Source organism: Peribacillus folii, from assembly GCF_030271255.1.
Taxonomy (GTDB): Bacteria; Bacillota; Bacilli; order Bacillales; family DSM-1321; genus Peribacillus.
Genome location: NZ_JASJOM010000001.1, coordinates 336140 through 362651, shown reverse-complemented (window position 1 = coordinate 362651; position 26512 = coordinate 336140). Strand labels below are relative to the sequence as shown.

Here is a 26512-nt window from a genome sequence, read left to right as displayed (position 1 = left end):
ATTTTTCTTAGGCAGATCGTTCCTAATATAATCTTCCTTATAGAGGAAAAACATATAAAAGATTTTTTTGCGAAATAATTCGTGTCTTTTATGGGAAAAATGAAAGAAATGGAGGAATGGATGAATGAATAATATAACCATTTATGATGTGGCGCGTGAAGCGAATGTTTCCATGGCCACCGTTTCCCGCGTAGTTAACGGGAATCCTAATGTAAAGCCGGCTACAAGAAAGAAAGTATCGGATGTAATCGAGAGGTTGGGCTACCGTCCGAATGCAGTAGCTAGGGGTCTCGCCAGCAAGAAAACGACTACAGTGGGGGTCATCATACCGGATATCTCCAGCATCTTTTTTGCGGAATTGGCAAGAGGGATTGAAGACATAGCGACCATGTATAAATACAATATCATTTTGAGCAGTTCCGATGAGAATATAGATAAGGAATTCCATTTGTTGAATACGATGCTTGGAAAACAAGTGGACGGCATCGTCTTCATGGGCGGTAACATAACCGATGAACATGTCAAGGAGTTTACGAATTCCCCGGTTCCTATTGTCCTTGCCGGTTCAGTCGATGAAAGCGGGCAGGTTCCATCCGTAAATATCGATTATGAGGCGGCAGCATTCGATGCAGTTACATTTTTCGCTCAAAAAGGACATAAGCATATCGCTTTTGTAAGCGGAAACCTTTCGGCGTTGATCGATGAAAAGAAATTGGCCGGCTACAAGCGGGGACTGAAGGAAGCAGGCCTTCCATTTGATGAACGTTATGTTGTCGAAGGCGATTATACATATGATTCAGGCATTGAGTCCTTTGAAAAGTTCCTCGAAGCCGGGGAGAAACCTACGGCATTCATCGTTGGCGCTGATGAAATGGCGCTTGGGATCGTCCACGCCGCCCAAGATAAAGGGTACAATGTGCCGGACGACTTTGAAGTGATCAGCTTTGACAATACTCGATTGACTTTAATGGTGCGTCCGCAAATCACGACGATCGTTCAGCCTTTATATGATATTGGGGCGGTTGCGATGAGGCTTTTGACGAAGCTGATGAACAAGGAGCAAGTGGAGGAAGGTCTCGAAAAAGTGATCCTGCCCCATCGGATCGAGGCACGTCAATCAACGAAATAAGCGTAAGAGAGTGTCCTGCAGGGCGCTCTTTTTTTATTTGACAGAATATACATGAACAAACTAGAGTAATTCCGAGCGCCTGCACTCTCTCCCCATTGACCGTAATTCCCGCAGGAGTGTCAAGCCTTCCGTTGCCCTCCACTTTGCGTAAAAGTGAAGGGAGAATTCTGTGAATGTCCAACCGGTTTGAAACTGGATTTGGGGGCTATCGTGACCAAAAAATCATCCTCGAACATTAATGCAACTTGTTCATTTTTTCACAGCGTATAGTAAGGGTGATCAGCAGAAACTTAGCAAGAGGGGGATTGGACGAGGAAATGGTCAGTAATGCAAAGCTAAAAAGGGGTTCGGAAAGTTACCTTCCACCCCCCTTTCGTTAGCTATGTTCTTTGCTTGTTGATGTTTGCCTGGAAGACCGGATGGGGTAGAGCGCCTTTTCAAGCGTCAAGGCATTTTTTTCGGTAATTTCAGGCTTTCTTGGGATAGGCTCGTATATATCTTCCATATCCTCCCATTCCTGCGGCAGCGGTACGGGGGATTCTGGTTGCCAGCTATCACGCCATTCTTTTGAAAGGGGACCCGATAGATCATGATCGGTCATTTCAAGCCATATCCTCGACCAAGCCCTCGGGACGACACGCCATATATCATAGCCGCCGCCGCCGACGGCAATCCAGCGACCATTGCAATACTTATGGGCCAATTCATGGGCAATCCTTGGTATCTCCCGGTAAATCTTCATTGTTGCGGATAAATGGGTGAGCGGATCGTAATAATGGGAGTCGGCTCCGTTTTGCGTTAAAATGACATCCGGTTTGAAAAATTCGATGACCTCCCGAAAGGCGGCTTCATAGCAATCGAGCCAGGAGTCATCCTCAGTGAATGCATCGACAGGGATGTTGAAGGAGAAGCCGTAGCCTTCACCTTGGCCCCTTTCGTTAATGGTGCCAGTGCCGGGAAATAAGTAGCGGCCCGTTTCATGGATGGATAGTGTGCATACATCCGGATCATCGTAAAATGACCATTGGACTCCGTCGCCGTGATGGGCGTCCGTATCGACATACAGAACACGTGCCCCATATTTTTTTTGTAAATACTTGATTGCGACCGAGCTATCATTATAAATGCAAAACCCCGAGGCTTTGCCGCGAAAGCCGTGGTGCAGGCCTCCGCCAAGATTGAGTGCATGCAGCGACTTTCCGGTCATGACGGCGTCCACGGCGGTCAAGGTGCCGCCTACAAGCAAGGCGCTCGCTTCATGCATCTTCGGGAATATCGGAGTATCCTCAGTCCCCAGGCCGTAATTCAAGGCTTTTTCCGCGGGAAGCTTTCCCTCCCCAGCCAATTTGACTGCGTTTACATAATCCCGGTCATGAATCAGCCCCAATTCTTCATCCGTGGCCATTCTTGGCCTGATGATTTGATCATCGCGAATGGCATGGTGTTTTTTCAGTAAATCAAGCGTAAGGGTTAGGCGCTTTTGATTGAATGGGTGCTCATCATTGAATTTATAGGCAAGCAGTTCCTCCGAGTAGACGAAAAGGGATGTATCATTCATGGGAAGTCCCCGGTAAACTCGGCCATAAAACGGTATAACCTTCTTGTTTCAAATCATCCACCACCATGAATGGATTCATCGTCTGGACACGGATGACCAAGATCTTATAATCGGTTTCGTCTTTTTCGGGATAAACAAGGGTACTCAGGATATTGGAATTGCGCCGTTTGAAAATGTGCGCAATATCGTGAAGGGTTCCTGCCTTATCCGGGATTCTGATTTCGATTTGGGAGCCAGGCTGGTTGACACCTGTCAATTCAACGAAGGATTGAAGCAAGTCAGAACCGGTTATGATGCCGACTAATTTCCCTTCCTTGACAATCGGGAGGCAGCTGATGTCGTTTTCACAAAATACAGCCCCGATTTCTTCCACGAAATCGAGTGGGTGCCCTGTGATGATATCCGTTTTCATGATGCTTGAGAGCGGCTTTTGAAAATCATTTTTGAATTCCTCGGTGTTGAATATCGAAGGCGCAGCATCTCGTATATCGCGGTCACTGACCAATCCGACGAGCTGGAAGCCGTCATCGACAATGGGAATGTGGCGTATTCGTTTTTCCTTGATGATCACGACAGCGCTCTGGATTGTATCCGCTGGAGTGAGGGTGATTATGTCCTGATTCATTATTTTTTCAACGATCATTTTCCTTCCTCCTCTGCTTCACCTCTTCAATACATGAACCGATTCATAAAACGCAGCTGATCGAATTTCTCGATGGATTCCGGCGGCACCCTCTTGCCGATGCGGGCCATCAGGCAGTTCGCCGGGTGTGAACTGATTTCGGGATCATCCGTTGCAAAGTAGACCAGGCCTCCGGAGCTCATCATTTTTTCCATGATCTTGCGGTACTCCCAAATATTAAGGCCAGTTCCTTTTAAGTCCCAGTGCCAATAGTATTCAGTCGTGATGATGATGAAGTCCTCCACCGAATCGTCCTCCATCGAAAGGCGGATCAAGTTCTTTCCGACGGAGGAACCCCGGTATTCAGGGATGACCTCGATTGCCCCCAGCTCGATCAGGTCCTTCATTTCGATTTCCGACCATCTTTCCAATGGATCCGGATATAAATAGGTGACATAACCAACGATGGTTTCTTGTTCGCGCGCGATGAAAATCCTTCCCTCGGGCAAGTCGGCAATCTCTATTAACGCTTTATGCTGCAAGGCAGGCGGACGAAAGGCGACCAAGTCTTCGTGAAATTCATACGCCGACATTCGTTCCCCGTCCAAAGGTCCCTCGATGATGAGAGTTCCCTTCAGTGTCTGGAGTTCCTTGGCATAAAAGGTCTTGTTATATTCCATTCTTTCACCATCCTTGTAAAATAGTACTCTTATACTCTTCGTTTCGAAGGATAAGGCGTGATGCTTGAAAACCGGGCAAATGGAAGTATACCTTAAATTATACATAGGTCAATTCAGAAAGTTCAAGGCGCTTGTCCATCTTTTGTTACAGCGCCTTTCCCTGTTAGCATCATTATACCTGTCTTCCTAGCAACAATATAGTACTGGTGATAGCAATCCTTATCCGTATTAAACTTACCTTTTTATGGAAATGGTAGTATTTTAAAAATTGAGATAATTATATTTTTATACTATAATGAACATATAGAGCCGAAAAAAGGGGGAGTTTGTCACATGAATCTGAAAGCGTTACCAGTAGTGGAAGGTACATTCAATCTAAAGAATTACGATGAAACATACAAGGGGTTTGACTGGTCCGAGGCGGAAAAGGAATTCTCCTGGTCCGAAACCGGTAAGGTGAATTTGGCATATGAAGCCATTGACCGCCATGCCGAAACATACAGAAAAAACAAAATAGCCCTTTATTATAAAGACGATAAAAGAAAGGAAAAATATACATTCAAGGAAATGAAAGACTATACGAACCAAGCGGCCAATGTATTCAAGGACATAGCCCATGTCGAAAAAGGAGATCGTGTCTTCATCTTCATGCCGCGCTCCCCGGAGCTTTACTTTGCCTTGCTTGGGGCGATTAAAACGGGAGCGGTGGTCGGACCGCTGTTCGAGGCCTTCATGGAAGGGGCGGTCAGGGATCGTCTCGAAGATAGTGAAGCAAGTGTCCTTGTTACGACCCCGGAGCTTCTGACGCGCGTCCCGGTCAATGAATTGCCCCATTTGAAACATATTTTCCTGGTGGGGGACCATATAAAAGAAGAAGGTAAATATCACCATTTCAATAAAAAGGTAAAAGAAGCCGACAGCAAATTCGACATTGAATGGGTCGATCGGAATGACGGTTTGATCCTTCACTATACATCCGGTTCCACAGGAAAGCCTAAAGGTGTGCTGCACGTTCACAATGCGATGGTCCAGCATTACCAAACCGCCAAGTGGGTCCTGGATCTTCAGGAGGAGGACGTGTATTGGTGCACAGCCGATCCTGGATGGGTGACAGGGACGTCTTACGGCATTTTCGGACCGTGGCTTACAGGGACCTCGAACGTCATTGTAGGCGGGCGGTTCAAGCCTGAGTCCTGGTACAAAACGCTGCAGGACTTTGGTGTCACGGTTTGGTACAGTGCACCGACTGCCTTCAGGATGCTGATGGGGGCGGGTGACGAAATCGTCAAACGATTCGATTTGAGTTCCCTCCGCCACATTTTGAGTGTCGGCGAGCCATTGAATCCGGAGGTGGTCCGCTGGGGGATGAAGGTTTTCAACCATCGCATCCATGATACTTGGTGGATGACGGAGACGGGCGCTCAGGTCATCTGTAATTATCCTTGCCTGGAAATCAAGCCGGGCTCCATGGGGAAACCGATACCTGGGGTGAAAGCGGCGATCGTGGATGATCGAGGCAATGAGCTGCCTCCGCACCGCATGGGGAATTTGGCCATCAAGAAAGGCTGGCCATCCATGATGAAGACGGTCTGGAACAATGAAGCGAAATATGAATCATACTTCATGCCTGGTGATTGGTATGTTTCCGGGGATTCCGCTTATATGGATGAAGAGGGGTATTTTTGGTTCCAAGGCCGGGTGGATGATGTGATCATGACGGCAGGGGAGCGCGTGGGGCCATTCGAGGTGGAAAGCAAGCTGGTCGAGCATCCGGCCGTAGCTGAAGCGGGAGTGATCGGAAAGCCTGATCCAGTTCGCGGGGAAATCATCAAGGCGTTTATCGCCCTTCGTGACGGATACGATGCAAATGATGCATTAATTGAGGAAATTCGGCAATTCGTAAAGCACGGTCTTGCTGCGCACGCTGCACCGCGTGAAATTGAGTTCAGGGACAAGCTTCCAAAAACGAGAAGCGGTAAAATCATGCGCCGCGTCTTAAAAGCCTGGGAACTTGACTTGCCGACTGGCGATCTATCATCGATGGAGGATTGATTATGAATGGAAAAAGGCATCCATGTTCAGAACATGGATGCCTTTTTTCGTTTTATTGGATAAAAGGAAGGCTGGCGGTTTTACCCCGCCAGCCCCTTTTATAGGAGGAAGCGTATCATTCTTCCTCTTCTTCCGCGTTAGTAGCTTCCTTGTCTTTATCATTGACCGTGTCTTTATTCTTGTCGGTACCTGTATCTTCTTTACCTGCATCTTTATCTTTGTCTTGAACTTGATCTTTTTCTTGTTGTTTAGCAGTATCGTTGTCTTTGTCTTTGTCTTTATCTGAGGTGCGATTTTCTTCTTTTGCTTCCGTCTTTTTATCTTCGTTTGTAGTTTGTTCTTTTCTGTTATCTTCCTTATTTTTGGTTGAATCTTCTTTGGCGTCTTTCTTTTTAGCACCGCTTTCGACATGCTGCGATGGAGACGATTCTTTTCCGACTATGTCGACAGCCGTTACATAATAGGAGCCGCCTGCGCCGACTTTGTAAGCAAGCTCTGCCCCCGCATTGATGCTCGCCACTTTTTTGCCATCCTTATAGACGCGATAGCCGACGACATCCCCTTCAGGATGCAGACCCCACGTAATTCGATCGTTACTCATGGTGATGGAAAGGGGATCGGGCGCTTTGCCGTTATCATTCAATTTCGCTTTCGTCGCGACGACTTCCCCCGCTTTTTCGCCGCCAGGAATGATGGCTCCAGGGTCAAGCACATATTGCAACCCGATATCTGCAAACGAATCCGGGTTAAGCATGAACCCGCCGCTCGTGAATTCGCCAGGTGTTTGCGGAAGGGCGGCGTAGCGCTTGCTGCCGACGGAAACATATTGTCCGTCTATGAAACTATTATCTGCCTTGGATGGTGCATACTTGGCGATGAATAAATCCGATTTGACAAGACCGGCCTTTTGGCATGAGCTTGAAGGCAACAGGCCGGACACGCCGCAGAAGGAACGGCTGACGATTCCGCCAGGCATTTGGAATCGTTTATCGGGATCGATGAGTTTCGGTTCGACCTTGTAGGCCGCGTTGATCAAATCCGCCCAATAATACATATTCCGTTTATTGTATTCCAGTCCGTTATAGGTGCCCTGCAAGGATTTCGGCTTGTCATATCCGATCCATGTCCCGAACGATACATTCGGATTGGTGGCTACGAACCAGGCATCCCAATAATTTTGCGAAGTACCGGTTTTACCGGCCCAATCGCTGGAGAAGGCCAGGCGGTTCCTGACCGAGGCCGCCGTCCCGCTGTTTACGACATCGCGCATCATATCAAGCGTCAGGTAAGCGGCTTGCGGAGAGAATACATCCACTGGTTTCACTTTGTGCTGATAGATGACCTTGCCATCCTTCGAAACGATTTTATCGATCATATAAGCATCGATGAATTCCCCTGAGTTGGCAAAAGTGCCAAACGCATTGACGTTTTCTTCAACGGTTACACCTCTGTCCATGGCACCCAATGACATGGACAGGTTGTAGTAATCGTTTTTCGTGACGGTGGAGAAGCCCATTTTCTCCAAATACGAAGCAGGTCTCAGGTTGATGATCTTTTTGTAAAAGATCGCTGCCGGGATATTGTAGGACTTCTTCAGGGCCTCGCGCGCAGTCGATACGCCCGTATAGCTGCCGCCGCCATAGTTTCCTGGACTCCAACTTCCAATGGAAATCGGCACGTTCGCCGATACGCTGCCAGGCGAGATCTTGCCGAGTTCGATGCCTGGACCATATACAAGCAATGGCTTCATCGTTGAACCGTTTGAGCGCAATGACGCGGTGGCGTGGTTCGTCTGTTCCCGCTTGAAATCGCGGCCGCCTACGAAACTGATGATTTTTCCCGTTTTATTCTCGATAAGAATCGCTCCGGCCTCAACAGGCTGGCTCACGGTTTTCGTTTCCTTCGTATCGGGGTCGACGATTTGCGTCGGTTTTTCGTATCCGAAGTTCGGATAGTTTTTCGTTACTTCCTGCATTTTGTCAAAGATCTTTTTGTTGACGGTCGTATAAATCTTATAGCCATTTTGTCGAAGCTTACGATCGGCAAGTGCTACATATTGCGCTTTTAAATCATCATCCTCTAAGTCCTTTTCTTCATATCCATCTTCTTTTGCTAGATTGACAGAAAGGATTTCAATCGAGCGTTTTTCAATTTCATAAGTGAGCCATGGATACTTCTCCGATGGCAGCTCTGATTTACCGATAAAGTCTTTGGTTATGTCGTATGCTGTTGCTTTTTCATACTCATCCTTCGTTATGTACCCGTTACTATACATCCGCTTTAATACGGTTTTCATCCGGTTGATGCCGGGCTGCTGATTTTCTTTCAATTTACCTTGCTGCGTATATGGTGTATAACCGAATGGGCTTTGCGGCAATCCAGCGATGAACGCGGATTGGGGCAGGCTCAGGTCTTTGGCCTCCACGCCAAAAATCCCTTCTGCAGCCGATTCCACACCAGCGATGTTCCGGCCGGAAGAATTTCTTCCCAAAGTGGAGACGTTTAAGTACGTTTCCAGGATTTCCTTCTTTTCAAAGAACTTCTCCACCCGTAGTGCAAGCAGGATTTCCTTTGCCTTCCGATCAAACGACACTTCGTTTGTCAGCACCTGGTTTTTGATGAGCTGCTGTGTTAATGTGCTTCCTCCCGATTGGACGGATGCATTGGAGAATTCCTGGTAAACGGCGCGCAGGATCGCCTTCGGGACAACCCCGTCATGTTCGTAAAAATATTCATCTTCCGTTGCGATGACCGCATTTTGAAGATGCTTGGAAACCTTATCGATTGACACTTCTTCACGCTCGAGATCGCTCTTGAGCTTGCCCAAATATACATCATTGGCAAAGTATACTTCGGAGGTCTCTTCATAATTGTAGATGTCTTTTTTCAGATCTTCTTTTGAGCGTACCGGCTCATCTTTGACGAGGGCAGCGAAATAGCCGGCTCCAACGCCGCCGGCGAATGAGAATCCTAGAATCCCGACAATAATGAGGATCAGCGTTAAATTCCAAATGACCTGGTAGGTGACCCGCGCATTTTTGTGTGTCTTTTCATTTCCGAAAAAACGGGTCAGCTGCTTCCATGCCGTTCGCAATCTATCTTTTTGATTATTATTCATCGTATCATACCCCCTGAAATCACATATATTATAGCATATAACCAGGAGGCGAAAGGGCATCTTTCTTATTTTTCTAGAATCTGTAAGGGGGATGTTGACAAGCAATCTTATGTATGATAAAAAGTTATTACCAACAATTAAATGATGGAAATATCGCGATGATAGGACCCAGTAGTCAGACTGTCCCTGTTTTAGAGAGCCGGTGGTTAGTGCAAATCGGTACAAATGGTATGATGAATTACTTCCTGGAGCATTTGCCGTGAAATGATCAGTAGCGGTGAACGGTTGACGACCGTTATTCGTTTCGAGCGGAGGACGCATGCTGTCCTCAAGTTGGGTGGTACCGCGAATTCATTCGTCCCTTCATATTTTATGAAGGGGCGTTTTTGTGTTCTTTTTAAAGATGGAGGAGGAATATTACATGGAATTGCTTAAAGACCTCGAATGGAGAGGGATTATTTATCAACAAACAGATCAAGCGGGTTTTAAGGACCTTTTGGAAAAAGAGAAAATTTCTTTATACTGCGGTGTAGATCCAACTGCCGATAGTATGCACATCGGCCATCTACTGCCTTTCTTGACATTGCGCCGTTTCCAAAAGCATGGCCATCGTCCTCTTGTGCTAGTTGGTGGCGCGACTGGACTTATCGGTGATCCGAGTGGTAAAAAAGAGGAACGCCAGCTGCAAACGCTGGAAAAAGTGCTTTATAATGCCGACTGCATAAAAGGGCAGCTATCACATATCTTTGATTTTGACGGCGAAAATGGAGCAGTCATGGTCAATAACTATGACTGGTTGGGAAAAATCGATCTCGTCACCTTCTTGCGTGATTATGGAAAATACATTGGCATTAACTACATTTTGGCAAAAGATACAGTTGCTTCACGCTTGGAAACGGGGATTTCCTTTACTGAATTCACGTATACGCTTTTACAAGGAATTGATTTCGGACATTTATACAGCAATTACAACTGCAAATTACAAATTGGCGGAAGTGACCAGTGGGGTAATATTACGACAGGCCTCGAAGTGATTCGGAAATCGAATGAAGAGGAAGCAAAGGCATACGGTATGACGATTCCGCTCGTAACGAAAGCGGATGGGACGAAATTTGGTAAAACGGAAGGCGGAGCGATCTGGCTTGACCCGGAAAAGACGACCCCGTACGAATTTTACCAGTTCTGGATTAATACAGCTGATGCAGATGTCGTGAAATACTTGAAATTCTTTACATTCCTATCTCGCGAGGCGATTGAAGAGCTAGAGCAATCCGTACAGTCCGAACCACATTTGCGCAAAGCGCAAAAAGCGTTGGGCGAAGAAATGACCCGTCTGATCCATGGTCAGGATGCTCTTGATCAAGCCATCAAAATCTCTGCCGCACTATTCAGCGGTGAAGTGAAGAATTTAACTGCAGCGGAAATCAAATTGGGCTTTAAGGATGTCCCTAGCTTCGTACGTGACAGCAAGGAAGACATCGGATTGGTCGAGTTGATCGTCGAAGCGAAAATCTCCCCATCCAAGCGTCAGGCCCGTGAAGATATCCAAAACGGAGCCATTTCCATCAATGGAGAGAAAGTGACCGATCTGCAGTATGTCGTGACGGAAGCGGCCAAGATCGAAGGAGAATTCATCCTCGTTCGCCGCGGCAAGAAGAAATATACATTAGTGAAATAAGTGTAGGGAAGCCCGGCTTAGTGACAGCCGGGCTTTATTATGTAAGAACAAAACAAAAAACCAATGATTTGTGAGAGTGGGCTAGAATAAACATGATAGTGGATGGACAATCGGGGTTGGTCAATCTTTGTTGTTTTTTACCATCAATGATACAAAACAAAATAACGCTATAAAAAATAGGAGTGCGGGAAACGTATAAAAAGTTGCAGTGTATTTAATAGAAGGATCAGCCTGTAAACCATACAAAAAAACAGGATAAAAGAAACAGCCAATGCGATTGTGCCGGTTAATCATTTCATCCATTTATCTATCCTTTGGTTAATTTAATCGGATCATAAAGAATTTTTTTAAAAAAGGTGGGGGAGAAACAATGAGGTTTTTAAAAGGGAGGTAAACAAAGCATAGCTTTTATCGGCTCAATTAGCATGTTTAAATTTCAAAAGGCCAATAAGAAAAAAGCAGATGTAGCTATTTTAGGAAGTGACAACACCTGCTTATCTAAAGAGTACGATTTAATTTTCAATTCTGCGCTTTCCTTATAATCACTTTTCCCTTGGTCCTACATTCAAAAAATTTATAATGATTGAAGATTTATGTCTAACGTCTTAGAACATATAAAAACACCCTGTAATTGTTAGTTTGGTGTCTAACATCTACAGGGCAGTACGACTTTTATAACGCGTTTTTTCCTCTAAGTAAATGATTGAGTGCAACTGCAATTAAACTAATGTTTAATAAACCAAACAATAGGCAAAAACCTTGCACAGTATCTACTTCAATAGATCTTGCAACCCAATAGGCTGCATCTTCATTTGTGAATTCTATCTTCGAATTCAATAAAGCTTTCCCAATTGAAGGGGCTGATAATTGAATTAATAGAATAATCCCTAGAGAAATGGCATTATATACTATCAATAATTTGGCTGTACTTTTAGGATTACTCAAAATAGAATCACCAATTCTTTTATTATTTGTAATAATGCTTATATTTTACATCAACACCAATTGGTTTGTAAGCATAAGCTACGCCTTTATAATCGTAACGGAAGTAAATATCATTTCTTTTGCTTACCTTCATAGAGTATTTTCTATAAATTGGATGACCTGATACTTCTGCTTTGGAAACAGCTTTTCCGTTGTGTTTTTTTGGTACTAAATAGCTTCCTGTGGAAGAAACCGAATAAGATTTCCCTATAGTGAAGTTCAAATTAGCAGAAAGATTGCTATATGATGCACCATAAGTTTGTGAAACGGTAGCTGTTGTAGATTTAGAGAAGCCTAAACCTATATTAATACCAGGTTGGCCACTAGTTTTCCATAAGGTTTTCGTTCCTACTGTTTCTGATATAAATTTATTATCAGTTGTCTTATATAATGGTCCAGGCATTACTAGAGCACGACCTACAACCCGATTTTGATTTGTTGAATCTTGTAAATTCTCATTATTATTAGTGTAAACTATGTTACTCCTTAGATCGTAATCTACAATATCATCGAAATAAATTGTTTCTGTCTCAATATCGTAGTCTACTCCCTCAACCAAATGAGAATTGTCTTCAGTATCATCTACAAAATCTCCAATTTCAATTAGATCTTTATCAATTGAGCTTTCTTCTGCAAAGCTTACATTTACAGGGGTGAATGTGAATACAATAAATACGGAAAAGAGAGCTAGAAAAGAATGTAGCTTTTTGATATGATCTCCTACTTTCATATGTTTGTAAGTATAGCTAAAAGCACAAAAATATTCTAATAAAACTAGGTGTTTAATATATAATAGTCCCCCTTTTTTTGAAAATATGTAAAAAAACAAAGACAATATACCTAACCCTATATCTATTGTACTATAAAAGGATATCATTTCAACTTTAATTTACCTATATTATACTTTTTTTAAATTATTTACCTGTTTATTAATTCACAATCCCTAAAATAAGAGAATGCGCCTTTATAGATGTTTACTCCATTCTTCAATTTCGTAGTAATCTCCTTGAATGCAATGTGACCGATCTGCGTCTTTTGTTTGTTCTTTTAAGAATGCACTTTTATTATCAAAAAAAACGTCTTCCCATCAAGAGAACGTAAAAAAAGATTTCATTTCACAGATCAGGAGCAAAAGAAAAAACCCGTGAAAACATTGAAATCAATGTTTCCACGGGTTTTAAAATGGCTGTTAACAAAGAATTAACGAGAGTAGAACTCAACGATAAGCGCTTCGTTAATTTCAGCAGGCAATTCAGAACGTTCTGGTAAACGAGTGAAAGTACCTTCTAATTTCTCAGCATCAAATGTAAGGAAATCAGGTACGAAGTTAGTTGCTTCAACTGATTCTTTGATGATTGAGAAGTTGCGTGATTTTTCGCGAACTGCGATTGTTTGTCCAAGGGACACTTTGTAAGATGGGATGTCTACGCGACGTCCGTCTACAATGATGTGGCCGTGGTTAACAAGTTGACGTGCTTGACGGCGTGTACGAGCTAAACCAAGACGGTAAACTAGGTTATCAAGACGTGATTCAAGAAGAACCATGAAGTTTTCACCATGAACACCTTTTAGTTTGCCAGCGCGGTCGAACATTGTGCGGAATTGACGTTCAGTGATTCCGTACATGTGACGAAGTTTTTGTTTCTCTTGTAGTTGCATACCGTATTCAGAAATTTTTCTGCGTTGGTTAGGACCGTGTTGTCCTGGAGCATAAGGGCGTTTTTCTAATTCTTTACCAGTACCTGTTAGGGAAATTCCTAAACGACGGGATAGTTTCCAGCTTGGGCCAGTATAACGAGCCATAGGATGACTCCTCCTTTAAATGTTTTTATTTTGGTAAAATAAAAACCGTGTGAATGGACGATCATGACCATTTTGTTTTCATGTACCTTCGCCCTAGCAGCAGAGAGTTACGAGATACACCTCTGAATGGAGGAACAAAATGAGAACATAAAAGCTGTCACATAGGCTGCAATATTTTACACAAGGAGTATTGTATAATATTCTGCACAATGAGTCAAGGGAAGTCGGCGATTAATTGATGGAATGTCGAACTGTATTGAAGTAAGGTGAAAATACAATATATTAAAAAAATACAATTATTAGGGAGGATTTTTTCGTTGTGACCGTTATAATGAAATAATGAGTAAACAAACATAACTTAAGGGCGTCATCGTTTCATAGGGAGCCCTCATCATATGCTACATGTACCATCCGATCCCGGGTTCTTTGCTTCAATTCAACTTTCGGATATGATGATATCTCAGGTTCTTTCAAAAAAATAGGCTGTAATATAGGGATGATAAAGATGAAGAATAAAACAGCTCAGATGTTAAATCAATTAAGGATGCTCTTCTTTCAGCACATGCAAACTAGACAAGGTGAACTTCACGACGAAACATTCCTGGAGACCTTTTTATTGGATTCAAAGGAATTGCTGGCGATGGAAGAGGTTACGTTCTTTATATTTGATGAGTGGAAACAGCAATTCTATAAAGAAGCCTCGACCGGAAGCCTTCACGACTACATCATGGAAGCCCCCGTTCAGGAGTACATGGAAAAGATATGGCGAAATCAAGTTGGTGATGGGGACTTGATGGTCCGCATGCAAGCGGGGGTCCTCGATATCCATGTCGTCATTCCCCTTTGGGATAATGGGAAAGTGATTGGCGTGACGGCATTTAAAGAAAGGGAAGACAGCGTCCTTTCCAGCCTGTCGATGGAAGAAGGCGCCATCTTTGCGAACGAATTCACGACCATCTTGAAAACCGCTATATCCATTTCAAAAATATCGGACGATGAAAGGCGATATAAACAACTTTTCAAGGTTACGGAAAAGTTCCATTCCTCGATGAGCAGGGATGCTGTATTGGGGGAGATCATCGCCACGTTACATACGGTGTATCCGACATTCGATTATTTCCTGTTGCTTTCGCATGATCATGATGGTCATGCCAATTTGCCCATAAAGGAACTTGAATACAATAGTGATAATGTGGCTGCTTTGCAAGCCTACGTATCTGGCAACATGGAGTTCGAGGATCAGCCATCCGAAAATCAATCCATTTTATATGCACCGTTAAAGGGGAAACAGGGGGTCTATGGGGTGCTTCAGATCATCGCCCCTAAAACCCTGACTTTCCCGAAGCAGGAAATCGAGTTTATATCCTTGCTTGCCAATACGGCCGGAAGTGCCCTGGAGAATGCCCAGCTTTATCAACAATCGAAACGGCTTGTTGCGGACCTGCAGCTCATAAACGAAATATCCCACCATTTGAATTCCAATCTGCGTCTGGATGAAACGATGGAATATATGAAAAGGCAGATCATGGAATCCTTTCGCGCGGAGGAAGTTGGCTTTATGATGCTTGACAGGGATGACCGGTGGACTTTCCTCTCGGGCAGCTCGGATTTTTTCGATTCAGGGGAAGTGGGTCTTTATGTCTCATTCCTGATCGATAGGCTCGGTCAGGAAAAGGAATCGCTTTTCATCGGTGATCTAAGGGTGCATTGCCAGGATGAGGGGATACGTTATCTTTCCTTGATGGCCGTACCGATGTTGGAAGGCGATGAAGGCAAGGGCTTCGCCGTCATCCTCCATACGGAGGCTTATTTCTTTTCGTTCGATATGTTCAAGTTGTTACGATCCCTCATCCATCACTCCGGCATGGCGATGGCCAATTCGATGCTGCGGGAAGAACTTGAAAAAATGGTCATCACCGATCATCTGACACAGCTGCATTCAAGAGGTTTCCTTGATGAAAGAATGTCCAGGTCCATCGAAGAGGATGAAGGGGGGACATTCATCATGATCGATATCGACAATTTCAAAACCATAAATGATACATACGGCCATCAGGTTGGCGATGAAATCCTCATCCAGGTGGCGAACCTTCTCAAGCATAACATTCGTGATCATGATATTGGGGCAAGGTGGGGCGGGGAAGAGCTTGCCATTTACTTGCCTCGTGAACCTTTGGAAACGGGGATTAGGATTGCCGAACGGCTGAAGGATAAAGTGAGGGATATTTCCAATCCCGGTGTGACGATCTCGGTTGGCGTCACTCATTGGGGGAAAGGACGGCCGGATAGTGTGAAGGAGGTCGTCAAAAGGGCCGATGAGGCATTATATAGCGCAAAGAATTCAGGCAAGGATCGGGTGCATGTTCATGGAATCCTGCAATGAAAAAGGGAGCAGCTTGTATGGGCCGCTCCCTTTCATATTATAAATGCCTAGAGAGGATCTCAGCGAACTTTTCGAGTCCTTGTTGATCGATTTCGTCAAATCTGTCCGTGATCGGGCTGTCGATATCAAGCACACCGATCAAATGGCCCTCCTGCATGAGAGGTATGACTATTTCAGATCGCGATGCTGCATCGCAGGCGATATGTCCAGGGAATTGATGGACGTCCTCGATGCGCAATGTTTTTCTGGTGGCAGCCGATGTCCCGCATACGCCCCTGCCCATTGGGATGCGGACACATGCCGGAAGCCCTTGAAATGGGCCTAAGATCAATTGGTCTTCCTCGTATAGATAGAAGCCTACCCAATTGATTTCATCAAGAAACTGATTCAGTAAGGCTGCCGCATTGCTTAGGTTGGCAATGCGGTTCGTTTCATCTTCAATCAGGGCAGTAAGTTGTTTTTGGACCAGTTCATAGTTTTTTTCTTTTTTTCCTTGATACATTTCGACATTAAACAAAAGCGTTCACCTGTCTTCCGCATATTTTTACAGCACATTGTAGCCATGTTGCTTGATTGTTGGTAAATTGTCGAGAACTAACTAAAGGATTCAGCCTCATTCTTGCAGAAATAGTCCACAAGACTTGTCTCAAAGAAAGCGAGGGATTGCCAGAATGAATCGCCAAACGCCAACGAAACAAGCCATTGTCGAAGCTGCCTTGCATTTATTTCATTTGAAAGGTTACCACGCGACCTCGATCCGGGATATTGCCAATAAAGCGAAGGTGAATGCTGCCAATATTGCCTACTATTTCAAAAACAAACAGGGACTGCTGGAGTTCTGTTTCACTTCCTATTTAGAAGACTATATCCTGGTCCTTGAGACCAACATGACCCTTCTCGACCTTAATGGACCGCAGCAATGCCTGCTGGACCTGGTGAAAGGCATTCTCGCCTTCCAGAGGGAAAACTTCCTGGCTGCGCGATTCATATATGGGGAATCTTCATTGGATTCCAATTTAAACCGGGAAATTCATTCGACTTATTTTACAAAGGAAAAGTCTTATTTTCAATATATTTTGGAACAAGGGATCAAGAACAGGAGCTTCCACTCGGTCTCAATCCCGATGTATCTGCTGCAGCTGAAGGGCCTCCTTACGGCTCCTGTCCTTCATACCCATTATGCGATGGATGTGCTTCATGTGTTCCCGCAGGAGGCTTATTACACGAATATCTATGCGAATGAAGTCGGGAGGTTCCTGCAGGATACCCTTTTCATTGCAAGGGACCTTGAGCCACAGTTGGCGGGAAGGGCCTGAAGTTATCCGTTGAACCCTGAAATCAAAGCCCGGTATCCCTGCCCCAAATCTTTGGCCTGATGGGCATCTGAGCCATAAACAAGCGGAATGCCGAGCTCCGTGGCACGTCTGGCAAACCGTTCTGGCGGATACGGTTCCCCGCAAAGCGGTTTAGCGAGACCGGCACCATTGTAATCGAGTTGATAATTTTCTTTCTTGATCAAATCCAGCACCCTGTATACACGCTCGTCAAAATTCAATGCGGATGGATGACGCTGCTGGAATTTATGGACAAGGGTGATATGTCCGATCCGTTTCGGCTTATATATGCCTAAATCAGCTTCAATTGATTTTTCTACTGTATCATAATATTTGGCATATAGCGCCTCGACGGATCCCAGTCTTTTAGCGATTTGACTGAACTCGTCTGCACTGTAATCCATGCAGTGCCAAGTGTTTTTGATCTTGATGAAGTGGACGGAAAGGATGCTGTCATCAAGGAACTCCCCGATTTCATTGAGGAACTCCTTTGTAGCTCTCTCATGGCCCTCGATAAAGTCGACTTCCAGTCCTGTTTTGATCAAGATTTTGTCTTTATGGCGTTCTTTCAATACGCGCAGCTCCTGAAAGTAATCGAGGAGCAGGGCAGCGTCCATGCCACTGTCCTTTTCAGGTGTCGGGTCTTGAAAGTCCCGTGGCAAGGGAGCGTGTTCCGTAAAGGTGATTTCCTTTAATCCCAGCTCGATCCCCCGCCTGATATAATCATCGAAAGTATCCGCAGAGCCGTGAGGGCAAAACGGAGTATGCACATGACTATCAGCTTTCATGGTCATTCCCTCCCAAAAAACAGGTATTTGTAGCAATTTTCTACAAAAAAATCATTTTTCTCATCAAAAATTATTGCTAACATGGTATCATAAAAGCATTAAATTTAACATTTTAAAAATTGATATATAATAGAGCAAGACTGTAAGGACTAGAACAGGGGGCCTAGCATGGAGTACATACTTGGAGTAATCGTATTAATTTTGATTTTCATCATTTGGGGTTATTTTTTCAAAAAGAGGTATTTTAAAGAAATCGATCGACTGGAATCCTGGAAAATAAGCATCATGCACCGCCCCGTGCTTGAAGAGCTTTCTAAAGTCAAACAATTGAACATGACTGGTGAAACGGAGGAAATGTTCGAAAACTGGCGTATCGAATGGGATGCCATCATTACGGACCATATGCCGAAGGTCGAAGAGCTTTTATTCGATGCAGAGGAGTACGTCGATAAGTACCGGTTCAGCCGCTCGAAAGAGGTACAGCACAAAATTACCGTCATGCTGAATGAAATAGAGGAAATGATCAAGAAGATTTTATATGAATTGAATGAACTTGTTGGCAGTGAGGAAAAGAACCGCTTGGAAATCGAGGATATTAAAGAATCCTACCGCCAATTGAAGAAATCATTGCTTGCACATAGACATAATTATGGGAAAGCGGCGGATAAGCTCGAAGGCTCCCTGGATGAAGTATTGCAGGTCCTGCAAAGGTATGAAGAAGAAACGGAAAACGGAAACTACTTGAATGCGAGGGAGCTTGTTCTTTCGATTAAGGATAAGCTGTCAGTCCTTGCCGTCAAAATGGAGATGCTGCCCAAACTATTGGTTGACAGCCAAACCGAGCTGCATGCCCAAATCAATGAATTGAAGGATGGGTATGAGGAGATGTCAGGGCAGGGCTACCTATTGAGCCATATCCATTTTCAGCAGGAGGTAGCAAGGCTTGAGGAGGAATTGGAGCTTTACAAGACGCAATTGGAAAATGCCGAAACGGAAGCTGTCGAAAAAGGCATTAAAGATATGCACGAAAGCATCGAGGTACTGTATGACCTGCTGGAAAAAGAGGTGCTCTCCAAACAGTATATCTTGAAGAATGATGAAGTCCTCAGGAAAACGATAAGTGACCTTGAATATGAAAATGATAAACTCAAAGTTGAAACGATACATGTCCAGCACACCTATCATTTGACTGAAAATGAGCTCGACGCACAACGGAAAATGGAAAAGCAGATTGCCCAGATTTCAAAACGCCATCAATTGCTCGTTTTGAAAATGGAGGATAATGTGATGGCAAGCTCATTGATCAGTGAAGAGATGCAGGGGCTTTCAGAGCAGCTGAAAGAATTGCAGGAAAATCAGAAAGATTTTACTGTCAAGCTGCAGGCTTTACGGAAGGATGAAATGGACGCGAGGGACTCATTGGCTGAATTGAAGCGGAAAATGGTTGAAACGGGCCGCTTGATTTCCAAAAGCAATATCCCCGGACTTCCCGAAGATTATAAAACGGTGCTCCAGGATGCCAAAGAAAGCATCGAGGACGTTCAAAATAAACTGGAGGAAAAGCCGCTTGATATGGCTGCCGTTTATATATATTTAGACAAAGCGGTCCAACAGGTGAATAAGGTTTACGAAAAGGCACAGGAATTGATCGAGCATATGTATTTGGCCGAAAAAGTGATTCAATTCGGAAATCGGTATCGCAGCAGTCATGATACTATTGCCGACAGCCTCAGGGAAGCAGAGGCGAAATTCCGCAGCTATGAATATCAAGCTGCATTGGAAACGGCAGCCACGGCGATTGAAAAGGTCGACCCAGGCAGCCTGCGGAAAATTGGTGCGAATATTGAAGAAGTCCTATCTTAAAACCCGCCATGGCGGGTTTTTTGATTTGGTGGCTAAAACAGATCCAAGAGCACGGTTAAAGCGCATAGCTCCATTTTTAGCGTGGCATTCAAACCGTGGCCATTGATTTACATTCTCTTTCAAATTCAATTATGTTATTATTAGTAGTTGCAACAGCAACAATCCTAATGATATGCAAAAGATTGACCATCATAGATACAAAACATGGAAGGTGAACCATGATTTATTTTGACAATAGTGCAACAACCAAACCATATCCAGAAGTCATCGAATCGTTCATGAAGGTATCTTCTGATTATTTCGGCAATCCCTCCTCGCTGCACGGGCTTGGGGTTCAAGCCGAAAAACTGCTTTCTGCAGCACGAAAGCAGATCGCTGATTTATTGAAGGTTAAAGGCTCTGAAATATATTTCACTTCAGGGGGAACGGAAGGAAATAATCTTGCCATTAAAGGTGCAGCCCAATACCGGAATAACCGGGGCAAACACATCATCACGACAGCGATCGAGCATCCATCTGTCGAAGATGCCTGTCAGTCATTGACGAAATCCGGTTTTGAGATCACGATTCTGCCCGTTAACGAATATGGGCAGATTGACATGACCGACCTTAAGGAGGCATTGCGGGAGGATACGATATTGGTTTCCATCATGCATGTCAATAATGAGGTAGGCTCGATACAACCGATTGCTGACATAGGAAAAATACTGGAGCGATACCCGCACGTGCTCTTTCATGTCGATAACGTCCAGGGAGCTGGTAAGGTTCCTTTATCTTTACGCGAAGCCAATATCGATTTATGCACCTTTTCCGGGCATAAAATCCATGGCTTGAAGGGGACAGGCTTCCTGTATATTCGTGAAGGCGTTCAGATCGACCCGCTGTTTCATGGGGGCAATCAAGAAACGCAAATCAGGAGCGGCACCGAAAATGTCGCTGGAATCGTTGCCCTTTCAAAAGCCTTCCGCATTAGCATGAACAATCAACTGCTGTATCATGATAAGCTTGAACAAATAAAAACATATTTATATAAAGGGTTATTGGAGACGGAAGGTGTGCTGGTCAACAGCCCTGAGGAGGGTGCACCGCATATATTGAATTTTTCCGTACCGCTGCTTAAATCAGAGGTATTGCTGCATGCTCTCGAATCGGATGGAATCATTGTTTCGACGACCAGCGCCTGTTCTTCGAAAAAAAGGTCGGTCAGCAAAACGGTGGATGCGATGTTCCGTGATCAAGCCCGGTCAGAGAGCGTCATCCGCATCAGCACTGCCTATGGAAATGAGCTGGAAGAAGCGAAGCGAGTTCTGGCTGCGATACGGAAAATCGTCGCTAACTTAGAAAAAATAATGAGGGTTGCTAAATGAAATTTGATCATATAATTATCCGCTATGGAGAAATCTCCACGAAAAAAAGAAACCGCAAAGGCTTTGTAGACAAAATGAAGGCACACATCCGCTGGAGTTTAAAGGATATCGAAGGTGTAGTGCTTACAGCAAACCGCGAGCGGATGTATGTCCTGCTGAACGGAGTGGACCATAAGCCTGTCATTGAACGGTTAAAGGGGATCTTTGGCATCCAGTCTTTAAGTCCGGCAATAAAAATCGAGCGTGACCTCGAAGTGATGAAAACGGCAGCGCTATATTACCTTAACCAAACTTCCGAAGAGGTAAGCACATTCAAGATCACGACGAAGCGTGCGGACAAGGATTTCCCCTATAATACCGATGAGATTAACAGGGCCCTCGGCGGACATTTGCTGCGAAATACGGAAAATGTAACAGTGGATGTAAAGAATCCCGATTTGAATCTGCTGGTCGAAGTGAGACGTGAAGCTGTATATCTGACGGGTGAAATCATTCAAGGTGCCGGAGGGCTTCCGTTCGGATCAAGCGGGAAGGCGATGTTAATGCTTTCAGGCGGGATCGATAGCCCTGTAGCCGGATTCCTTTCCATGAAACGCGGTTTGGATGTCGAAGCGATCCATTTTTACAGTCCGCCTTTCACAAGTGAAAGGTCCAGGCAAAAGGTCATTGATCTGGCAGGGAAGCTTGCTGAAATAAATGGAAGCATGAAGGTTCATATCGTGCCATTCACGGAAATTCAATTATTGATTCAAAAACAAATCCCGGAAAACTACTCGATGACCACAACTCGCCGCTTGATGATGCGTGTCGCCGATAAAATCCGTGAAAAAGAGGAAGCCATGGCCCTTATCACCGGCGAAAGCCTTGGCCAGGTGGCGAGTCAGACGATGAGCAGCATGTTTGCCATCAACGAGGTGACGAACACACCGATCTTGCGCCCGCTTATCACGATGGATAAAACCGAGATCATCAAAATTGCCAGGGAGCTCGACACGTTCGAAATATCCAATCTTCCATATGAAGATTGCTGTACCGTATTCACGCCGGCAAGTCCAAAAACGAAACCGAAACGTGAGAAGGTCAACTACTATGAAAGCTTCGTCGATTTCGATTCCTTGATTGAAAAAGCGGTGTCCGAAACCGAAATCTTGACCATTAAACCGGGGCAGACATTCGATAAAGAAGAAGCCATGGAAGACTTGTTTTAATATCCTGTAATTACCAATAAAATAGTGCGAATGAAGCCCTGTGTTTTAACACACTCTATAATCACAAGGAGGTGAAAAACACATGGCAAACAACAACAGCTCAAACGAATTATTGGTACCTGGAGTTGAACAAGCTCTAGAACAAATGAAATACGAAATCGCTTCTGAATTCGGCGTACAACTTGGTGCAGACACAACTGCTCGCGCTAACGGATCAGTAGGTGGAGAAATCACAAAACGCCTTGTTCAAATGGCTGAACAACAATTAGGCGGAGGATACAAAAGATAACTTCATAAATATGGCTACAGAGAGCGGGTTGTAAAACCCGCTCTCTTCTTTATGCACAAAAGATGGTTATATTCGAGTTTCTTTGAATAAACGAGTGCCTAAAGTGAAGGAACGACCAAAGAAACAATCATCTATTACACGGAAACGGCATTCGCTTAACCCTGGGGAAGCGTCTTTCATCTGTCCTCTCTTATGAATTTGTAAAAATACATGGATATGTGTGAGCAGTATCTTGTATAATGAGTAGGTACTAAGAGTTCATAATTGGAGGGAAGAAAATGAAACGTGAAGATTTATTAGCTCCGGAACAGTACAACTTAGTGAGTGAAATGGAACGTTTTGCAAAAAATCCAGAAAAAGTTGCTGTTCTTTGGGAGAACGAAGCCGGAGAGAAAAAACAACTTACATATGAAAAATTACTTAAACGTGCAAATAAAATCGGGAATGCCTTCAAGAAGGAAGGTCTCGGAAAAGGCGATACGGTCCTGATCATCATTCCTCGCCTGGTTGAAGCCTACCAGGTTTATTTAGCTGCATTGAAAATGGGCATGATCGTCATCCCTTGCTCGGAGATGCTGCGTGCAAAGGATCTGGAGTATCGGATTGGCCATGGTGATGTCAAAGGGATAGTCAGTTATCATGAATATACATCCGAACTGAATGAGGTAGATGGCGCCGCTGGCCTGCTGAAATTCTCGATCGGAAACCCTGTTGAAAATTGGCTCGATTTGGACGAGCTCGCCGCTGCCGAATCGGATCTGCTGGCAATGGCTGCGACGAAGAGTGAGGATATGGCCTTTTTATCTTACACATCCGGTACGACAGGAAATCCAAAAGGGGTCGTCCATACGCATGGCTGGGCTTATGCCCATCTGAAGACATCGGCAGCGAATTGGCTCGGCATCAGCGAGGGGGATGTGGTTTGGGCCACGGCAGGTCCGGGTTGGCAAAAGTGGATCTGGAGTCCGTTCCTGGCTGTTCTGGGAACGGGAGCAACGGGCCTTGCCTACCATGGCAAGTTCGAGGCGAAGAAATACCTTCAGCTGCTGCAGGATTACAAGGTGAATGCGTTATGCTGCACACCGACCGAGTACCGGCTGATGGCTAAGGTGGATAATCTTGATGACTATGAACTTTCACACCTTCACAGTGCCGTATCGGCAGGTGAGCCCCTCAATCAAAAAGTATTCGAGGTGTTCAAAAAACATTTTCATATCGAAGTCCGCGATGGATATGGACAAACCGAAAATACCCTATTGGTGGGGGTTACAAAAGGGATGGAGATCAAGCTGGGCTCGATGGGCAAACCGACTCCGGGGAACCATGTGGAAATCATTGATGATTCCGGCAACCCTTGTTCTCCCGGCATAGTCGGAGACATTGCCGTGCATGTCGATACGCCTGCACTCTTTAAAGAATATTTTAAAGACCCTGAGCGTACAGCCAAGCAATTCCGTGGCGAGTATTATATTACCGGCGATCAAGCGAAAAAGGATGAAGAGGGATATTTCTGGTTTGAAGGACGTGCCGATGATATCATCATAAGCTCCGGATATACTATAGGGCCGTTTGAAGTGGAAGATGCACTTGTCAAGCATCCATATGTGAAAGAGTGTGCCGTCATAGCCAGCCCTGATGAAATTAGGGGGAATGTGGTTAAGGCCTATGTCGTCTTGATGGATGATATCGATCCGCTTGGCCAGGGCTTGGTCAAAACCCTTCAAACGCATGTAAAAGAATTGACGGCCCCCTATAAATACCCAAGGAAGATCGAATTTCTTGATGAACTTCCGAAAACGACCTCCGGTAAAATCAAACGAATTGATTTACGGAAAAGGGAAGAAGGAATCCTGAATAACTAATCATCATCATTGGTCATTGGTCAGCCCTCGGGCTGACTTTTTTCGATTGACTGGGATGGAAGGGAATCTTACCTCTGGGAATCTGTGGAATGGGATGGTACACTTACTGCATATCCGTAAGAAACATTTAATAAGGAGTGTATAGCCGGTATGGGAACGTTATGGTTCAATGGGTCCATTTATACGATGATTAAAGAAGAAGATCGGGTGGAGGCACTTTTCAGCGAGGATGGTGTAATTGTCGACACAGGCAGTCTTGCCTATTTAAAGCAGGAGTATGCCGGCAATATTTCCAGGGAAATCGACTTAAAAGGACAAACGATGCTTCCAGGGTTGGTGGACAGCCACCTTCATTTGGTCGGACATGGCGAGGGTCTGCTTCGTATTGACCTTTCCTTGATGGAAAGCAGGGAAGCCATCCTGGGCGTCCTGAAGGAAAAGTGCGCCGTGACGCCTGCAGGAAAGTGGATTGTCGCTGAAGGCTGGAATGAAAACGAATGGACCAGTCCGGAATTGATTCTGCGGGATGAACTTGATGCGATATCGATGGAGCATCCCATCGTTTTGAAAAGGATCTGCCGTCATGCCTTGGTGGTGAATTCCTGCGCTCTCTTGGCAGCGGACATCGAGGAAGGTGCAGAGGAACCGGCAGGCGGTGTGATCTGCCGCTATCCCGATGGGCGGTTAAACGGTTTGTTTAAGGAAAGCCAGGCGCAAAACCTGATCTTAGACAGCCTGCCCGGCATTGACCAGGACTATATTGAAACGGCGCTTACGGAGGCGATACAAGATGCCCATAAGCTGGGGCTGACGGGCGGACATACGGAGGACCTCCATTATTACAATGGCTTCCAGCCGACGTACGCGGCGTTTAAAACGGTCATCGAGGAAAAGGGCATGGCCTTCCGGGCCAATTTGCTCGTACATCATGAAGCCCTTGAAGATATGCTGGCAGCAGGCGGCCGTTATCAAGGGGGAACGCAATATATCAAGTTCGACAGCATGAAGCTATTCGCCGATGGCTCGTTAGGCGGTCACACAGCCCTGCTGAGCGAGCCTTATGCAGATCAAAGCAATACGAATGGCGTGGCAATATTCACGGAAAATGAACTTCGCCGATGGGTGCAAAAAGCAAGGCAGGCAGATATGCCGATCGCGGCTCATGCGATTGGCGACCTTGCTTTTGAATATGTATTGGATGCACTCGTTGCCCTCCCCCCGAAAGCCGGCTTGCATGATCGGCTCATCCATGCTCAGATTGTCCGGCCGGACCTGTTGGAACGGGCAGCAAAACTGCCGGTGATCTTCGATATCCAGCCGGGCTTCGTACCGTCGGATTTCCCATGGGTCGAAGAAAAGGTTCCGGCAAAGCTATTGGCATCTTCATACGCATGGAAGACCTATTTGAACTTGGGCATCATTTGTGCGGGAGGTTCGGATGCGCCGATCGAGCCGCTCAATCCAATCTTGGGGATTCATGCTGCTGTGACGAGGGCAAAAATCGGCAGTGATGCTGCTGGCTATGGCTTGGCTGAAAGGCTCACCGTTTTTGAGGCATTTTCCCTTTATACGAAAGGCAGTGCCGCGGCTATAGGTCAGGAAAAACGGCGCGGTATGATCGTAAAGGGGTATGATGCCGACTTTACCGTGTTTGATCTGGATGTATTCAGGGTGAAGCCCGATGACCTCCTAACAGCTCAAGCCGTCATGACGGTCATTGATGACAGAATCATGTATGATAAAAATAACAGTTGCAAAACGGGCGATCGGGATGCAAAATAGGTAGATGGTTTT

The 26512-nt window shown here is 45.1% G+C and carries 20 protein-coding genes and 1 other annotated feature; of the genes, 11 read left to right on the top strand and 9 right to left on the bottom strand.

What is annotated here, in order from left to right; all coding sequences use genetic code 11:
* The first annotated feature begins 124 nt into the window (after window positions 1-124).
* On the top strand, window positions 125-1129 hold the full coding sequence (gene ccpA, locus QNI08_RS01745) for a catabolite control protein A (RefSeq protein ID WP_285765701.1): 1005 nt from the start codon (window positions 125-127) through the stop codon (window positions 1127-1129).
* Between the two features lie 376 nt (window positions 1130-1505).
* Here ccpA and QNI08_RS01740 read toward each other — a convergent pair whose 3' ends face one another.
* From QNI08_RS01740 to QNI08_RS01730, 3 genes are read right to left on the bottom strand one after another with little or no spacing between them, the layout of a single operon-like run.
* On the bottom strand, window positions 1506-2687 hold the full coding sequence (locus QNI08_RS01740) for an acetoin utilization protein AcuC (protein WP_285765700.1): 1182 nt from the start codon (window positions 2685-2687) through the stop codon (window positions 1506-1508).
* Entirely contained in the window at window positions 2680-3330 is a 651-nt protein-coding gene (locus QNI08_RS01735; RefSeq protein WP_285765699.1) for an acetoin utilization AcuB family protein, read from the bottom strand. Before QNI08_RS01735 ends, QNI08_RS01740 begins: the two co-directional genes overlap by 8 nt.
* 26 nt (window positions 3331-3356) lie before the next feature.
* Window positions 3357-3989, bottom strand: a complete 633-nt coding sequence (locus tag QNI08_RS01730; RefSeq protein ID WP_285765698.1) for a GNAT family N-acetyltransferase — start codon at window positions 3987-3989, stop codon at window positions 3357-3359.
* A 333-nt stretch (window positions 3990-4322) separates the two neighbouring features.
* On the opposite strand from QNI08_RS01730, the gene acsA reads away from it, so the two are divergent.
* Window positions 4323-6041, top strand: a complete 1719-nt coding sequence (gene acsA / locus QNI08_RS01725) for an acetate--CoA ligase (protein WP_285765697.1) — start codon at window positions 4323-4325, stop codon at window positions 6039-6041.
* 115 nt (window positions 6042-6156) lie between these two features.
* On the opposite strand, the gene QNI08_RS01720 is transcribed toward acsA, so the two are convergent.
* The gene (locus QNI08_RS01720; RefSeq protein WP_285765696.1) at window positions 6157-9159 is read right to left on the bottom strand and encodes a transglycosylase domain-containing protein; all 3003 of its coding nucleotides are present in this window, start codon (window positions 9157-9159) and stop codon (window positions 6157-6159) included.
* A gap of 149 nt (window positions 9160-9308) precedes the next feature.
* Window positions 9309-9525, top strand: a binding site (T-box leader).
* Between the two features lie 55 nt (window positions 9526-9580).
* Here QNI08_RS01720 and tyrS point away from each other — a divergent pair.
* Window positions 9581-10837 (top strand): tyrosine--tRNA ligase, encoded by a 1257-nt coding sequence (tyrS, locus tag QNI08_RS01715; protein ID WP_285765695.1) that lies wholly within the window; start codon window positions 9581-9583, stop codon window positions 10835-10837.
* Window positions 10838-11509: 672 nt separating this feature from the next.
* Here tyrS and QNI08_RS01710 read toward each other — a convergent pair.
* From QNI08_RS01710 to rpsD, 3 genes are all read right to left on the bottom strand, one after another.
* A complete protein-coding gene (locus QNI08_RS01710) occupies window positions 11510-11782 on the bottom strand; it encodes a hypothetical protein (RefSeq protein ID WP_285765694.1) in 273 nt (90 codons plus the stop codon).
* 22 nt (window positions 11783-11804) lie between these two features.
* A complete protein-coding gene (locus QNI08_RS01705) occupies window positions 11805-12656 on the bottom strand; it encodes a hypothetical protein (RefSeq protein ID WP_285765693.1) in 852 nt (283 codons plus the stop codon).
* A 365-nt stretch (window positions 12657-13021) separates the two neighbouring features.
* A complete protein-coding gene (gene rpsD / locus QNI08_RS01700) occupies window positions 13022-13624 on the bottom strand; it encodes a 30S ribosomal protein S4 (RefSeq protein WP_285765692.1) in 603 nt (200 codons plus the stop codon).
* A gap of 505 nt (window positions 13625-14129) precedes the next feature.
* On the opposite strand from rpsD, the gene QNI08_RS01695 reads away from it, so the two are divergent.
* The gene (locus tag QNI08_RS01695) at window positions 14130-16007 is read left to right on the top strand and encodes a sensor domain-containing diguanylate cyclase (protein WP_285765691.1); all 1878 of its coding nucleotides are present in this window, start codon (window positions 14130-14132) and stop codon (window positions 16005-16007) included.
* Window positions 16008-16044: 37 nt separating this feature from the next.
* On the opposite strand, the gene QNI08_RS01690 is transcribed toward QNI08_RS01695, so the two are convergent.
* Window positions 16045-16524 carry a GAF domain-containing protein gene (locus QNI08_RS01690; RefSeq protein ID WP_285765690.1) on the bottom strand — a complete coding sequence of 160 codons (480 nt, stop codon included), beginning with the start codon at window positions 16522-16524 and terminating at the stop codon, window positions 16045-16047.
* 154 nt (window positions 16525-16678) lie between these two features.
* Between QNI08_RS01690 and refZ the strand changes: the two genes are divergently transcribed.
* Window positions 16679-17323 (top strand): forespore capture DNA-binding protein RefZ, encoded by a 645-nt coding sequence (refZ, locus tag QNI08_RS01685; RefSeq protein ID WP_285765689.1) that lies wholly within the window; start codon window positions 16679-16681, stop codon window positions 17321-17323.
* Between the two features lie 2 nt (window positions 17324-17325).
* Here refZ and hisJ read toward each other — a convergent pair whose 3' ends face one another.
* Complete coding sequence (gene hisJ / locus QNI08_RS01680; RefSeq protein WP_285765688.1) at window positions 17326-18129, bottom strand: histidinol-phosphatase HisJ; 804 nt, start codon at window positions 18127-18129, stop codon at window positions 17326-17328.
* Window positions 18130-18297: 168 nt separating this feature from the next.
* Here hisJ and ezrA point away from each other — a divergent pair, with 168 nt between their 5' ends.
* The 6 genes from ezrA (at window position 18298) to QNI08_RS01650 (ending at window position 26500) form a co-directional block, all read left to right on the top strand.
* Window positions 18298-19992, top strand: a complete 1695-nt coding sequence (gene ezrA, locus QNI08_RS01675; protein ID WP_285765687.1) for a septation ring formation regulator EzrA — start codon at window positions 18298-18300, stop codon at window positions 19990-19992.
* A 218-nt stretch (window positions 19993-20210) separates the two neighbouring features.
* Window positions 20211-21359 (top strand): cysteine desulfurase family protein, encoded by a 1149-nt coding sequence (locus tag QNI08_RS01670; RefSeq protein ID WP_285765686.1) that lies wholly within the window; start codon window positions 20211-20213, stop codon window positions 21357-21359.
* Complete coding sequence (thiI, locus tag QNI08_RS01665; protein WP_285765685.1) at window positions 21356-22567, top strand: tRNA uracil 4-sulfurtransferase ThiI; 1212 nt, start codon at window positions 21356-21358, stop codon at window positions 22565-22567. The genes QNI08_RS01670 and thiI overlap by 4 nt, the downstream gene beginning before the upstream one ends.
* A gap of 82 nt (window positions 22568-22649) precedes the next feature.
* A complete protein-coding gene (locus tag QNI08_RS01660; RefSeq protein WP_057911412.1) occupies window positions 22650-22856 on the top strand; it encodes an alpha/beta-type small acid-soluble spore protein in 207 nt (68 codons plus the stop codon).
* A gap of 278 nt (window positions 22857-23134) precedes the next feature.
* Complete coding sequence (mbcS, locus tag QNI08_RS01655; RefSeq protein ID WP_285765684.1) at window positions 23135-24718, top strand: acyl-CoA synthetase MbcS; 1584 nt, start codon at window positions 23135-23137, stop codon at window positions 24716-24718.
* 150 nt (window positions 24719-24868) lie between these two features.
* On the top strand, window positions 24869-26500 hold the full coding sequence (locus tag QNI08_RS01650) for an amidohydrolase (RefSeq protein WP_285765683.1): 1632 nt from the start codon (window positions 24869-24871) through the stop codon (window positions 26498-26500).
* Window positions 26501-26512 lie beyond the last annotated feature (12 nt).

What these genes read in the sequence shown, in the direction of transcription:
- ezrA (WP_285765687.1), top strand. Translation starts at nt 18,298, where the DNA reads ATGGAGTACATACTTGGAGTAATCGTATTAATTTTGATTTTCATCATT.
- thiI (WP_285765685.1), top strand. Translation starts at nt 21,356, where the DNA reads ATGAAATTTGATCATATAATTATCCGCTATGGAGAAATCTCCACGAAA.
- tyrS (WP_285765695.1), top strand. Translation starts at nt 9,581, where the DNA reads ATGGAATTGCTTAAAGACCTCGAATGGAGAGGGATTATTTATCAACAA.
- QNI08_RS01720 (WP_285765696.1), bottom strand. Translation starts at nt 9,159, where the DNA reads ATGAATAATAATCAAAAAGATAGATTGCGAACGGCATGGAAGCAGCTG.
- QNI08_RS01740 (WP_285765700.1), bottom strand. Translation starts at nt 2,687, where the DNA reads ATGAATGATACATCCCTTTTCGTCTACTCGGAGGAACTGCTTGCCTAT.
- QNI08_RS01730 (WP_285765698.1), bottom strand. Translation starts at nt 3,989, where the DNA reads ATGGAATATAACAAGACCTTTTATGCCAAGGAACTCCAGACACTGAAG.
- acsA (WP_285765697.1), top strand. Translation starts at nt 4,323, where the DNA reads ATGAATCTGAAAGCGTTACCAGTAGTGGAAGGTACATTCAATCTAAAG.
- QNI08_RS01670 (WP_285765686.1), top strand. Translation starts at nt 20,211, where the DNA reads ATGATTTATTTTGACAATAGTGCAACAACCAAACCATATCCAGAAGTC.
- refZ (WP_285765689.1), top strand. Translation starts at nt 16,679, where the DNA reads ATGAATCGCCAAACGCCAACGAAACAAGCCATTGTCGAAGCTGCCTTG.
- QNI08_RS01695 (WP_285765691.1), top strand. Translation starts at nt 14,130, where the DNA reads ATGAAGAATAAAACAGCTCAGATGTTAAATCAATTAAGGATGCTCTTC.
- QNI08_RS01660 (WP_057911412.1), top strand. Translation starts at nt 22,650, where the DNA reads ATGGCAAACAACAACAGCTCAAACGAATTATTGGTACCTGGAGTTGAA.
- QNI08_RS01735 (WP_285765699.1), bottom strand. Translation starts at nt 3,330, where the DNA reads ATGATCGTTGAAAAAATAATGAATCAGGACATAATCACCCTCACTCCA.
- QNI08_RS01650 (WP_285765683.1), top strand. Translation starts at nt 24,869, where the DNA reads ATGGGAACGTTATGGTTCAATGGGTCCATTTATACGATGATTAAAGAA.
- rpsD (WP_285765692.1), bottom strand. Translation starts at nt 13,624, where the DNA reads ATGGCTCGTTATACTGGCCCAAGCTGGAAACTATCCCGTCGTTTAGGA.
- ccpA (WP_285765701.1), top strand. Translation starts at nt 125, where the DNA reads ATGAATAATATAACCATTTATGATGTGGCGCGTGAAGCGAATGTTTCC.
- mbcS (WP_285765684.1), top strand. Translation starts at nt 23,135, where the DNA reads ATGAAACGTGAAGATTTATTAGCTCCGGAACAGTACAACTTAGTGAGT.
- hisJ (WP_285765688.1), bottom strand. Translation starts at nt 18,129, where the DNA reads ATGAAAGCTGATAGTCATGTGCATACTCCGTTTTGCCCTCACGGCTCT.